This is a genomic window from Hamadaea sp. NPDC051192 (assembly GCF_040682475.1).
Lineage (GTDB): Bacteria > Actinomycetota > Actinomycetes > Mycobacteriales > Micromonosporaceae > Hamadaea > Hamadaea flava.
In genome coordinates, this window is record NZ_JBFBAZ010000095.1 from 1 (window position 1) to 12,380 (window position 12,380).

Annotated in this window: 10 protein-coding genes; 7 read left to right on the forward strand and 3 right to left on the reverse strand. The window is 67.9% G+C overall.

Annotation, left to right across the window (positions count from 1 at the left end; all coding sequences use genetic code 11):
• The coding region (locus tag AB0M47_RS29900; RefSeq protein WP_363419914.1) for a response regulator transcription factor at positions 1–256 on the forward strand (256 nt) is incomplete at its 5' end.
• Between the two features lie 18 nt (positions 257–274).
• On the opposite strand, the gene AB0M47_RS29905 is transcribed toward AB0M47_RS29900, so the two are convergent.
• Both AB0M47_RS29905 and AB0M47_RS29910 read right to left on the reverse strand, forming a co-directional pair.
• On the reverse strand, positions 275–610 hold the full coding sequence (locus AB0M47_RS29905) for a chorismate mutase (protein ID WP_253760052.1): 336 nt from the start codon (positions 608–610) through the stop codon (positions 275–277).
• Between the two features lie 221 nt (positions 611–831).
• Entirely contained in the window at positions 832–2,724 is a 1,893-nt protein-coding gene (locus AB0M47_RS29910) for a bifunctional metallophosphatase/5'-nucleotidase (protein WP_363419916.1), read from the reverse strand.
• Positions 2,725–2,882: 158 nt separating this feature from the next.
• On the opposite strand from AB0M47_RS29910, the gene pcrA reads away from it, so the two are divergent.
• Positions 2,883–5,318 (forward strand): DNA helicase PcrA, encoded by a 2,436-nt coding sequence (gene pcrA / locus AB0M47_RS29915; RefSeq protein ID WP_363419918.1) that lies wholly within the window; start codon positions 2,883–2,885, stop codon positions 5,316–5,318.
• A gap of 64 nt (positions 5,319–5,382) precedes the next feature.
• Here pcrA and AB0M47_RS29920 read toward each other — a convergent pair whose 3' ends face one another.
• A complete protein-coding gene (locus AB0M47_RS29920; RefSeq protein ID WP_363419920.1) occupies positions 5,383–6,249 on the reverse strand; it encodes a bifunctional methylenetetrahydrofolate dehydrogenase/methenyltetrahydrofolate cyclohydrolase in 867 nt (288 codons plus the stop codon).
• Positions 6,250–6,732: 483 nt separating this feature from the next.
• On the opposite strand from AB0M47_RS29920, the gene AB0M47_RS29925 reads away from it, so the two are divergent.
• The 5 genes from AB0M47_RS29925 (at position 6,733) to AB0M47_RS29945 (ending at position 12,378) form a co-directional block, all read left to right on the forward strand.
• Positions 6,733–8,349, forward strand: a complete 1,617-nt coding sequence (locus tag AB0M47_RS29925; RefSeq protein WP_363419922.1) for an ABC transporter substrate-binding protein — start codon at positions 6,733–6,735, stop codon at positions 8,347–8,349.
• A 167-nt stretch (positions 8,350–8,516) separates the two neighbouring features.
• Positions 8,517–9,440 carry an ABC transporter permease gene (locus AB0M47_RS29930; protein ID WP_253760057.1) on the forward strand — a complete coding sequence of 308 codons (924 nt, stop codon included), beginning with the start codon at positions 8,517–8,519 and terminating at the stop codon, positions 9,438–9,440.
• Positions 9,433–10,386 carry an ABC transporter permease gene (locus AB0M47_RS29935; RefSeq protein ID WP_363419924.1) on the forward strand — a complete coding sequence of 318 codons (954 nt, stop codon included), beginning with the start codon at positions 9,433–9,435 and terminating at the stop codon, positions 10,384–10,386. Before AB0M47_RS29930 ends, AB0M47_RS29935 begins: the two co-directional genes overlap by 8 nt.
• Positions 10,387–10,391: 5 nt before the next feature.
• Complete coding sequence (locus AB0M47_RS29940; RefSeq protein ID WP_363419926.1) at positions 10,392–11,381, forward strand: ABC transporter ATP-binding protein; 990 nt, start codon at positions 10,392–10,394, stop codon at positions 11,379–11,381.
• Complete coding sequence (locus AB0M47_RS29945; RefSeq protein WP_253760059.1) at positions 11,368–12,378, forward strand: dipeptide ABC transporter ATP-binding protein; 1,011 nt, start codon at positions 11,368–11,370, stop codon at positions 12,376–12,378. The genes AB0M47_RS29940 and AB0M47_RS29945 overlap by 14 nt, the downstream gene beginning before the upstream one ends.
• The last annotated feature ends 2 nt before the right edge of the window (positions 12,379–12,380 follow it).

A 12,380-nucleotide genomic window follows, 5' to 3' on the forward strand; every position in this document is an offset into this window, starting at 1 on the left:
CGCCGGCTTCGTCCTCGACGCCTTCGCCGCCCGCCCCGACGCCTCCCTGGCCGACCCCGAGCTGGACCAGCTCACCAACCGGGAACGGGAGGTGCTGCGCCTGCTGGCCCGGGGGTACGCGTACAAGGAGATCGCCAAGGAGCTGTACATCTCGATCAAGACGGTCGAGACGCACGTGAGCAACGTTCTCCGCAAGCTCCAGATGTCCAACCGGTACGAGCTGTCCCGGTGGGCCGCCGACCGGCGGCTGGTCTGATCCCGGGGCGATCGGGGACTACTCGGCGACGGCCGGTCCGCTGATCCCCAGCGGACCCCGGCCGGCGCGCAGGATCAGCAGGGCCAGCTGCGTACCGTCGGCGCCCAGCTCGTTGCGGAACCGGTCGAGGATCTCCCGCTCCCGGGAGAGCACCAGTCGCGTGCCGCCGGAGGCGACCCGGGTGGCCCCGACACGCTGCGAGATCGCGGCGCGCTCCTGCCAGAGCGAGATCAGCGCGGCATCGATCTCGTCGATCCGCGCGCGAAGATCCATGATCTGTTCGGCCGCGCCTTCTTCGCGCGTACCAGTGCCGTTGAGGCCGTCGTTCGTGCCGGTCAGGGCCGTGGTGGTCATCGTGTTCTCCTTGGTGGGCGGTGTCCGGTCTCGGCCCTGAGGCATGCGAAAAGCCCCGGGCTCGTGGAGCCCGGGGCTTTCGTCGGTCGGTGTGCGCTCAGGCGCGACCTACGGCAGCGGGACTCCCGGAGCCGTAAAAATAAAATCGCACCTGCTGAAGCACGAGGACAACTATGCCACGGTGGCCGGGCCCGTCACCAGGCCCGACCACCATGTGAGAGTCAGGCCGCGCGGGTGATCCGGTCGGCCGTGCCCGGAGCCACCTGGCTGTGCGCCCCGAAGTACGCGACCAGGGCGTCGATGTCGAAGCCCGGGTGCACGATCTTGTCGGTGCCCACGTTCAGCCGGCTGGGGTTCTTGACCGTGCCGTCCGAGTTGTACGCGGTGAAGTCGCCGCCGCCGTCGAGGAAGCCGTTCATCGTCACCCGGAAGGTGGCGGCCGGGTCGATCGCCACCCCGTTGAGGGCGAGGTTCGAGATCTTGCCGCCGAGCGCCGCGCTCGCCGAGTACGTGTAGGTGAAGCCGCTGCTCACCTGCAGGATCTTGGTCGAGCTCTGCCCCTCGAACCCGGTGAACTGCTGCTCCAGCGCCCAGCGGAGTTCGTCGCCGGTCATCGTCTTGGTGACCAGCGTGTTGTTGAAGGGCTGGACGATGAAGCACTCGCCGTAGGTGATCTCACCGGCGGCCTCGCCGCCGGTCGACGCCGAGTAGACCAGGTTGTCGCGGATGCCGCCCGGATTCATCAGGGCGATCTGCGCCCCGGCCGACTGGGTGTACGCCAGCTGCGCGTCCGCGATCACGTCGCCGAGCGGGCTCTCCCCGCCGGCCACGGCGGTACGCGTGATGTCGGCGGTCACCTTGCCGACGACCCGGTTGGCGATCGGCTGGATCTTCGTGCGGTACTTGTCGGCGATCGTCCTGGCGGCCGCGTCCTTCAGCGCCTCGTTCCGCACCGGTACGCCGTTGGCGTCGATCTGCCACGAGCCGTCCGCGTTGCGTACGCCGTTCTCCACGATCACGTTGTGCGCCTCGACCGAGGTGAACTGCTCGGTCTTCTTGTCCAGCGTGAACGAGATGTCGGTGACGAGCTGGCCGTTGCTGCCCGCGCTGGTCACGGCGATCGGCGTACCGGCGGAGTTCGGCAGCGCGCAGGAGTAGTAGCGGTGCGTGTGCCCGGAGACCACGAGGCCGAACGCGGGGTCGAGACCCGCCACGATCGGGGTGATCGCCCCGGCGAACGCGGCGCAGCCGGAGATGTCCAGCGGCGCGGGCGCGTTCTGCTGGCCGCCTTCGTGGATCAGCAGGACGACCGCGCGCACGCCGGCCCGCTTCAACAGCGCCGCCTGCTTGTTGGCCGTCTCCACCTCGTTCTTGAACTCGATCGAGGAGATGCCGGCCGGATCGACGATGCCCGCCGTGTTCTGCAGCGTCATGCCGACGAAGCCGACGCGTACGCCCTGGAAGTTCTTCACCGTGACCGACGGCAGCAGCGACTTGCCGGTGTCCTTGACGATCGCGTTGGCCGCGAGGTATTCGAAATCGGCCCCGGCGAACCCGTCGCCGTCGAGGCAGCCGTCGACCGGGTGGCAGCCGCCGTTCTGCATCCGCAGCAGCTCGTCGGTGCCCTCATCGAACTCGTGGTTGCCGACCGAGGCGACGTCCAGCCCGAGGTTGTCCATCAGCTCGATGGTGGGCTCGTCGTGGAACCCGGCGCTGACCAGCGGGCTGGCGCCGATGAGGTCGCCGGCCGCGACGGTGAGCGAGCGCTCGCCGGAGGCCTCGGCCTCGGCACGCAGCTTCTTCACCCAGGTCGTCAGGAACTCCACGCCGCCCGCCGGGGTGCCGTTGATCAGGCCGCCGCTGCCGGTGGGCGCGTCGATCGCCCCGTGGAAGTCGTTGAACGACAGGAGGTTGCCGTGCGCCGTCCGGCCCGGCGGCACCTTCTTGTCGTAGGTGACCGAGACCGGGCTGAGCGGAGTCCAGCCGCTCGCGCCCGCCCGATCGGTACGCCCGGCGTCGGCCAGCGGCAACGCGAGCACCACCGCGAGCGCCAGCGCCGGAACGGCGGAGAGCCGGACCAGCGCGAACCGGCTGGGTCGGCGGGTTGAAGACATGAGGAGCCTCCGGAGTCGGGGGTTTGTCGCCTCATCTTCGCGGTTGTGCCACACCGGGCACCAGAGCGCCTGATGTGAATTTCTGACAGCGCGCTGGGAACCGCTCCGGCGTGCGCCCTTTCGCCGATGTCGGTGGGCGGACATAGACTTCATCCCCGATGCACGCGCTATTCGACCTCCCTGCCCAGCCGCCCGCCGACGACGGTAAGTCGGGCGGCGGCTCCGTCGGCCGACCCGCCGGCACATCCGCCGCTGCCGCCGCCCAGTCGGACCCCAGAGCCGCCCGGCCCGAGGAGAAGGCGCGGCGGCCGAAGCCGTCCGCCGAGGAGCTGCTCGCCGGGCTCAACCCGCCGCAGCGGGAGGCGGTCACCCATTCGGGGTCGCCGCTGCTGATCGTGGCCGGCGCGGGCTCGGGCAAGACCCGGGTGCTGACCCAGCGGATCGCGTACCTGCTGGCCGCGCGCGACGTGCATCCCGGGGAGATCCTGGCGATCACCTTCACCAACAAAGCCGCCGGCGAGCTGAAGGAACGTGTGGCGTCCGTCGTGGGCAGCCGCGCCCGGCTCATGTGGGTGAGCACGTTCCACTCCGCCTGCGTACGCATCCTGCGCGCCGAGCACGAGGCGGCCGGGCTCAAGAGCAGCTTCACCATCTACGACACCGACGACTCCCGCCGGCTGATGACGATGGTGGCCCGGGAGCTGGACCTCGACCCCAAGCGCTATCCGCCGCGGTCGCTGGTGACGCAGGTGAGCAACCTGAAGAACGAGCTGATCGATCCGGAGTCGTTCCAGCCCGCCGGTCCGCACGAACGGGTTCTCGCCGAGGCGTACACGCTGTATCAGCGGCGGCTGGTCGAGGCGCAGGCGATGGACTTCGACGACCTCATCATGCGCACCGTCCACTTGCTCCAGAGCAAGCCGGAGGTGACCGACAAGTACCGGCGGCGGTTCCGGCACGTCCTGGTCGACGAGTACCAGGACACCAACCACGCGCAGTATCAACTGGTCCGGGAGCTGGTGGGGGAGACCGGCGAACTCTGCGTCGTCGGCGACGCCGACCAGTCCATCTACGCCTTCCGCGGCGCGACCATCCGCAACATCCTGGAGTTCGAGCGCGACTATCCGCAGGCGCGCACGATCCTGCTCGAGCAGAACTACCGGTCCACGCAGACCATCCTGACCGCGGCCAACGCGGTGATCGACCGCAACTCGGGCCGCAAACCCAAGCGGTTGTGGTCCGACCAGGGCGAAGGCGAGAAGATCGTCGGCTACGTCGCCGACTCCGAACACGCCGAGGCCGACTGGGTGGCCCGGCAGATCGACGCGCTGACCGACAAGGACGAGGCCCGGCCGGGCGACGTCGCGGTATTCTATCGGACCAACGCCCAGTCCCGGGTGTTCGAAGAAGTCTTCATCCGGTTCGGCCTGCCCTACAAGGTGGTCGGCGGCGTCCGGTTCTACGAGCGCAAAGAGGTCAAGGACGCGCTGGCGTACCTGCGCGCGGTGACCAACGAGGACGACACGGTCTCCGTGCGGCGGATCCTCAACACGCCGCGCCGGGGCATCGGCGACCGAGCCGAGGCCTGCGTCGAGGCCCTCGCCAACCGCGACCGCGTGTCGTTCGGCGCCGCTCTCCGGCGCGCCTCCGAAGCGCCCGGCATCTCCACCCGGGCGGCGAACTCGATCCGCGAGTTCGTCCAGCTCATGGACGACGCCCGGGAGAAGGCGCGGACCGCGCCGCCGGAAGAGGTCCTCGAACTGGTGCTGACCGGTTCCGGCTACCTCACCGAGCTGGAGGGCAGCCTCGACCCGCAGGACGAGGGCCGGGTGGAGAACCTGCAGGAACTCGTCAGCGTCGCCCGGGAGTACACCGAGCGCGCCGCCGACGCCGAGGAACCGGCCACTCTGGACGGATTCCTGGAGCAGGTCGCCCTGGTCGCCGACGCGGACCAGGTGCCGAGCGACGACCCCGAGCACCAAGGTGTCGTCACGCTGATGACCCTGCACACCGCGAAGGGCCTCGAATTCCCGGTGGTCTTCCTGACCGGCCTGGAAGACGGCGTCTTCCCGCACATGCGCAGCCTCAGCGAGGTCGCCGAACTGGAAGAGGAGCGGCGGCTGGCGTACGTGGGGATCACGCGCGCCCGGCAGCGCCTGTTCCTGAGCCGGGCGGCGACGCGGTCGGCCTGGGGGCAGCCGCAGTACAACCCGCCGTCGCGGTTCCTGGAGGAGCTGCCGCCGGAGGTCACGCACTGGGAGCGTACCGAGAGTTCGGCCACCACCTGGGGCGGCGGCATCGGTTCAGGCTCGCGGGAGCGCGATCGTGATCGCAACTCGTCGTTCGTCGGCGGCACCGCGCGGGCGACCCAGCTCGCCTCGAAGATGGGCATCGACCCGTCTCGCCTGGCGACGGCGAGCGACCTGGCCAAGGTGCCCTCGCTGGAGCCCGGCGACCGGGTCAACCACCAGCGCTACGGCATGGGCCGGGTGCTGGCCGTCGAAGGCCACGGCCCCCGCGCCCAGGTCCAGGTCGACTTCGGCGACCAGGTGATGTGGCTGGTGCTCCGCCACGCCTCGCTGGAGAAGATCTGACGCCAGGGCCGACCGACTGGCATCGGTCGGGCCGTTGACCGGCCCGGCCGCCAGGTCCGCGGGCTTAGCGGGTGAGCTGTTCGGCGCGCTCCACGACGTTGGCGAGGAGCATGGCCCGGGTCATCGGGCCGACCGCGCCCGGCATCGGGGCGAGCCAGCCGGCCACCTCCGCGACCTCGGGGGCGACGTCGCCGGTGTAGCGGCCCTTGCCGTCCGCGCCGACCACCCGGGTGATGCCGACGTCGACCACGGCCGCGCCCGGCCGGATCATGTCCGCGGTGAGCAGGCCGGGATTGCCGGCGGCGACGATGACGATGTCGGCCCGCCGCGTATGCGCGACGAGGTCCTTCGTCCCGGTGTGGCACAGCGTCACGGTGGCGTTCTCGGTACGCCGGGTGAGCAGCAGCCCGAGGGGACGTCCCACGGTGGTGCCCCGGCCGACGACCACGACCTCGGCGCCGTTGAGCGGGACCTCGTAGCGGCGCAGCAGCTCGACGATGCCGCGCGGGGTGCAGGGGAGCGGGGCGGGGTAGCCGAGCACGAGCCGGCCGAGGTTGACCGGGTGCAGCCCGTCGGCGTCCTTGCCGGGGTCGATCAGTTCCAGGGCGCGCTGCTCGGACAGGCCCTTCGGCAGCGGCAGCTGGACGATGTAGCCGTGGCAGGCCGGGTCGGCGTTCAGCTCGGTGATGGCCTGCTCGACCTGATCCTGAGTCGCGTCGGCGGGCAGGTCCTTACGCAGGGACGCGATGCCGACCTCGGCGCAGTCGCGGTGCTTGCCCGCCACGTACGCGTGGGAGCCGGGGTCGTCGCCGACCAGGACGGTGCCCAGTCCCGGGACGACGCCCTGCTCGCGTAGCACGGCGACCCGTGCCTTCAGCTCGTCTTTGATCGCCGCCGCCGTGGCCTTGCCGTCCAGGATGCTCGCCGTCACGCCGTTCATCGTGCCAGCACAAACGTTTCCTACCACCCGGCGGGGGTAGCAGATGTGACAACCCAGCGTCACATTCATAGGCCTGTGGATAACTGACCATGATCAAAGTCCCGCCGATGTTGCTATAGCGACAGCAGCGGGGCGGTCATGTCTGTTAAAAGTCTCACTTCCCAGCCCTCTGACCTGCATCATTCCACTATCTGGACCACCATATGTCTACAAAACGGACACGCTTGGTTTGCGGAGTGTGACGGCCATCTTCAAGCCAGCGGACCCGCAGATAAGGCATAATCCGGAAATATCCGCTCGTCCGGCAGGGCGGTGCTCTATATCAGAGCAAGGAGATGCTGCGCAAGTTCACAGCACTCGATCGTCACAGGAATGTGATTGATCGAGTTTGTGCGTGCGTCGAGCTTCGCCATACCTTTGCCGGACGTTGTCGCGGGTCACAGCCTGTGACGACGTAGGAGATGAGGAGGCTCAATGCAGGTTCGCAGGCTCGCTGCCTGGACTGCGATCCCGCTCAGCGCCGCACTGGCCCTCTCGGCCTGCGGTGGCGGCGGCGACAGCGGTAGCAGCTCCAGCGGCACCGTCAGGATCGGTATTGCCGAGCCGCAGTACCTGACCCCGGCGGACACCAACGAGACCAGTGGTTCGCAGGTCCTTTCCGCGCTCTATGCGCCGCTCGTGAACTACGACGCCGATAACAAGCCGGTCGAGGTTCAGGCCGATTCGATCACGTCGTCGGACAACAAGGTCTGGACGATCAAGATCAAGAGTGGCTGGACCTTCCACAACGGCGAGGCCGTCACGGCCGACAGCTACATCGACGCGTGGAACGCCGCCGCCTACAAGGGCGCGTCCCAGAACGCGTACTTCTTCTCGCAGATTGCGGGCTACAACGAGGTCGCCCCGACTGCCACGACGGCGACCCCGTCGCCGCAGCCGACCGCGCAGAAGCTGTCCGGTCTGAAGAAGGTCGACGACACGACCTTCACCGTGACGCTGTCCGCGCCGTTCAGCGACTTCAAGACGATGCTGGGCTACACGGCCTTCTACCCGCTGCCGAAGGCGGCCTTCAACTCCGACGGCACCGTGAAGTCGGACTTCAAGGACGCCCCGATCGGTGACGGCCCGTTCAAGATGGACGGCACCTGGCAGCACGACCAGAAGATCTCGGTGACCAAGTACGACGACTACAAGGGTCAGCAGCCGAAGGTCACCGGCGTCCAGTTCACCATCTACCAGCAGCCCTCGGCCGAGTACGCCGACCTGCTGGCCGGGAACAACGACGTCATGCTGACGATCCCGACCGAGAACCTGTCGACCGCCGAGGGCGACCTGGGCGACCGCTACCTGCACAGCCCGGCTTCGAGCTTCCAGTTCCTGGCGTTCCCGACGTACGACAAGAACTTCTCGAACGTCAACGTCCGGAAGGCGATCTCCATGGCGATCGACCGCCAGGCGATCGTGGACCAGGTCTTCAAGGGTTCGCAGAAGGCTGCGTACTCGTTCGTCTCGCCGGTCGTCGGCGGGTACCGCGACAACACCTGTGGTGCGAACTGCGAGTTCAACGCGACCGAGGCCAAGAAGCTCTACACGGACAACGGCGGCCCGTCGAAGCTCGAGATCTCCTACAACGCCGACGGCGGTCACAAGGACTGGGTCGACGCCACCTGCAACCAGCTGAAGAACAACCTGGGTGTGGAGTGCGTGGGCATCCCGACCGCCAAGTTCGCCGACCTGCTCAACAAGGTTGAGAAGAAGCAGGAAGTCGGCATGTTCCGGATGGGCTGGATCATGGACTACCCGTCCATGGAGAACTACCTCGGCCCGCTGTACAGCACCAACGGCTCGTCGAACTACTACGGCTACAGCAACTCCGAGTTCGACAAGCTCGTCCAGGAAGGCCGGGAGGCCAGCAGCTCGGACGCCGCCATCCAGAAGTGGCAGCAGGCCGAGGATCTCCTCGCCAAGGACATGCCGGTGCTCCCGCTCCGGTTCGGCCAGAACAACTACGGCATCTCGACCAAGGTCAAGAACGTCGAGATCGACCTCTTCAACCGGGTCGACCTGCTGAAGATCGAGTACACCGGCTGATCTCAGCCCAGTCTTGATCGGGGTGGCGTCGTCACTCTCCGCATAACGGAGGGGGCGGCGCCACCTCCCAGTGAGCCGGGCCTCAAGATCTTTCCGGGCCCGTGCGGGGGCAGTCCCGATTTGGGGGATTCGCCCCGAACCCTCCCACATCCGGAGAGACTTGACTCATGTTCCGCTACATTGTGCGCCGGCTGCTACAAGGCGTGCTCACCTTCTTCGGCGCCACGTTCATCGTGTACAGCCTGATGTTCGCCGGTGGTGGCGACCCCATCCAGGCGCTCGCTGGTGAGAAGCCGGTCACCGCGCAGCAGCGCGCGGCGCTGACCGAGCAGTTCCACCTCAACGAGAACTTCTTCACCCGCTACCTGTACTTCCTGAAGGACTTCTTCACGGGGAACCTGACGTCCTACACCGGCCGCAACGTGTTCGAGAACGTCGGCCAGGCGCTGTCGCTGACGGGCCGCATCGCCCTGATCGCGATCACCTTCACGATCGTCGTCGGCGTCACCCTCGGTATCGTGGCGGCGCTCCGCCGAGGCGGCATCTTCGACACCACCTCCCTGGTGCTCACCCTCGTCGTGATCGGCATCCCGAGCATCGTGCTGGCGCCGCTGGCCCAGTACCTGTTCGGCATCCAGTGGAAGATCTTCCCGGTCAACTACACCTTCGAGAAGCCGTTCACCTCGCTGATCCTGCCCGGCCTCGTGCTCGGCGCACTGTCGCTGGCGACGGCGATGCGGCTGACCCGCGCCTCGTTCTTCGACAACCTCCGCGCCGACTACGTCCGGACCGCCACCTCCAAGGGCCTCACCCGCTTCCGGGTGGTCGGCGTACACGTGCTGCGGAACTCGCTGATCCCGATCATCACGTTCCTCGGCGTCGAGCTGGGCAACCTGATGGGCGGCGCGATCATCACCGAGGGCGTCTTCAACATCCCCGGCATCGGCGGTCAGCTCTACAAGGCCATTCACCTGGACGACGGGCCGACCGTCATCACCTTCGTCAGCCTCCTGGTGGTCATCTACATCGTGGCCAACCTGGTCGTCGACCTGCTCTACGCCGTACTGGACCCGAGGATCCGCTATGAGTGACTTTGAGACCGAGACCGGCAGCGAGCTGAGCACCACCGATCGCAGGTCCCTGTTCCCCGCCGGCGCCGAGCAGCCGGCCGAGATCACGAAGGTCCGCAGCGCGGCCGCCGACGCGTGGCACGAGCTGCGCCGGAACGCCGTGTTCTGGGTCGGGACGCTGATCGCGCTGGTCGTGCTGGTGATGGCCATCTGGCCGTCGCTGTTCACCAACGCGGACCCCAACTACTGCGTCGGCTCCCGCCAGATGCAGGGCCCGTCCGGCGCGGCCATCTTCGGCTACAACTTCCAGGGTTGCGACGTCTGGGCACACGCCGTCTACGGCGCCCGCAACTCGCTGCTCATCGGAGCCGGCGCGGCCATCCTGGCCGGTCTGCTGGCGATGGTCGTCGGCATGGTCGCCGGGTACTTCGGCGGCTGGATCGACGCGGCGGTCTCCCGCATCATCGACGTCGCCCTGGCGATCCCGCTGATCCTGGCCGCGATCGTGCTGATGAAGAACCTGCCGAACGACGACCAGAACCTCCGGCTCTTCGCCCTCATCGCCATCCTGGGCGTCTTCGGCTGGACCACCGCCGCCCGAGTCGTCCGTTCCTCGGTGATCAGCGCCAAGCAGCAGGACTACGTCGCCGCGGCGCGGATGTTGGGCGCGGGCAACGGCCGGATCATGTGGCGGCACATCATGCCGAACGTGCTGGCGCCGTTCCTGGTGATCATCACGATCGCGCTCGGGTCGTTCATCGCCGCCGAGGCGACGCTGTCCTTCCTGGGCGTCGGGCTCCAATCGCCCAGCATCTCGTGGGGTCTGGACATCTCGGACGCCCGCGTGCACATGCGTGAGGACGCCACGCCGCTGATCGTGCCGTCGGTGTTCCTGGCCCTGACCGTGCTGGCCTTCATCATGCTGGGCGACGCCATCCGCGAAGCCTTCGACCCGAAGATGCGGTGAGGCGAATGAGTGAGCACCTCCTCGAAGTAGACAACCTCTTCATCGAGTTCCACACCCGAGACGGCGTATCCAAGGTCATCAACGGCGTGTCCTACCACCTGAACCCGGGTGAGACGCTGGCCGTGCTCGGTGAGTCGGGCTCCGGCAAGTCGGTGACGGCCCAGGCCATCATGGGCATCCTCGACATGCCGCCGGGGAAGATCACCAAGGGTCGCATCCTCTACCGGGGCCGGGACCTGCTGACCATGTCCAAGGAGGAGCGCCGCAAGACCCGGGGCGAGGAGATCTCGATGGTCTTCCAGGACGCCCTGTCCTCGCTCAACCCGGTCTTCACCGTGGGCAGCCAGATCTCGGAGACCCTGCGCAAGCGCAAGGGCATGTCCAAGGCGGACGCGATGAACCGCGCCGTCGAGCTGATGGACCAGGTCAAGATCCCGGCGGCCAAGGCGCGGGTGAAGGACTACCCGCACCAGTTCTCCGGCGGTATGCGGCAGCGCGTGATGATCGCGATGTCGCTGGCGATGGACCCGAAGGTGCTCATCGCCGACGAGCCGACGACGGCGCTGGACGTCACCGTGCAGGCCCAGATCATGGACCTGCTGGCCGAGCTGCGCCGGGACCTCAACATGGCGATGATCCTGATCACCCACGACCTCGGTGTCGTCGCCGACGTGGCGGACCGCATCGCGGTCATGTACGCCGGCCGCATCGTCGAGCACGCGGACGTCCACGCGCTCTACAAGAACCCGGCCCACCCCTACACCAAGGGGTTGCTGGAATCGATCCCGCGGCTGGACGCCAAGGGCACCGAGCTGGCCACCATCAAGGGCCTGCCGCCGAACCTGCTGCGCCCGCCGACCGGCTGCGCGTTCCACCCGCGCTGCAAGTACGCGCAGGACATCTGCGTGACGAACACGCCGCCGCTGCTCGACCTCGGCGGAGGTCGGACCAGCGCCTGCCATTTCGCGAAGGAGCTGCTCGATGGCCGAATCTGAGACCATCCTCCAGGTCGAGAACCTGGTCAAGCACTTCCCGATCCGGCAGGGCATCCTCTTCAAGTCCAAGGTCGGCGAGGTCAAGGCGGTCGACGGGGTCTCCTTCGAGCTGAAGCGCGGGGAGACGCTGGGCATCGTCGGCGAGTCCGGCTGTGGCAAGTCGACGCTGGCCAAGTTGCTCATGCGGCTGGAGACGCCGACCGCCGGGCGGGCCAAGCTCAACGGCCGTGACATCTACAAGATGGGCGGCTCGGAGCTGCGCCGGCTGCGCCGGAACGTGCAGATGGTCATGCAGGATCCGTACACCTCGCTGAACCCGCGGATGACCGTCGGCGACATCATCGGCGAGCCGTACGAGATCCACCCGGAGGCCGCGCCCAAGGGCGACCGGCAGCGCCGGGTGCGGGAACTGCTGGACCTGGTCGGGCTGAACCCCGAGCACATCAACCGCTACCCGCACCAGTTCTCCGGCGGCCAGCGTCAGCGCATCGGCATCGCCCGCGCGCTCGCGCTGCGTCCCGAGGTCATCGTCTGCGACGAGCCGGTCTCGGCCCTCGACGTGTCGATCCAGGCCCAGGTCATCAACCTGCTGGAGAAGCTGCAGGACGAGTTCGGCCTGTCGTACATCTTCATCGCCCACGACCTGTCCGTGGTCCGTCACATCTCCGACCGGGTCGGCGTGATGTACCTCGGCAAGATCGTCGAGCTGGGCACCGAGGACGAGATCTACGCGCGGCCCACCCACCCGTACACCCAGGCCCTGCTCTCCGCCGTGCCGGTGCCCGACCCCGAGGCCCGCGCCCATCGCGAGGTCATCCGTCTGGAAGGCGACGTGCCGTCGCCGGCCAACCCGCCGTCCGGGTGCCGGTTCCGCACGCGCTGCTGGAAAGCCCAGGAGAAGTGCGCCGTGGAAGAGCCGCTGCTCGTGCTCCGCCCGGCCGCGGACCCCCACCCGTCCGCCTGCCACTTCGCCGAGCAGCGGCACGTGGTCGCTTAACA

Coding starts and splice junctions, on each gene's coding strand:
- AB0M47_RS29905 (WP_253760052.1), bottom strand. CDS start 610: ATGACCACCACGGCCCTGACCGGCACGAACGACGGCCTCAACGGCACT.
- AB0M47_RS29910 (WP_363419916.1), bottom strand. CDS start 2,724: ATGTCTTCAACCCGCCGACCCAGCCGGTTCGCGCTGGTCCGGCTCTCC.
- pcrA (WP_363419918.1), top strand. CDS start 2,883: ATGCACGCGCTATTCGACCTCCCTGCCCAGCCGCCCGCCGACGACGGT.
- AB0M47_RS29925 (WP_363419922.1), top strand. CDS start 6,733: ATGCAGGTTCGCAGGCTCGCTGCCTGGACTGCGATCCCGCTCAGCGCC.
- AB0M47_RS29930 (WP_253760057.1), top strand. CDS start 8,517: ATGTTCCGCTACATTGTGCGCCGGCTGCTACAAGGCGTGCTCACCTTC.
- AB0M47_RS29935 (WP_363419924.1), top strand. CDS start 9,433: ATGAGTGACTTTGAGACCGAGACCGGCAGCGAGCTGAGCACCACCGAT.
- AB0M47_RS29940 (WP_363419926.1), top strand. CDS start 10,392: ATGAGTGAGCACCTCCTCGAAGTAGACAACCTCTTCATCGAGTTCCAC.
- AB0M47_RS29945 (WP_253760059.1), top strand. CDS start 11,368: ATGGCCGAATCTGAGACCATCCTCCAGGTCGAGAACCTGGTCAAGCAC.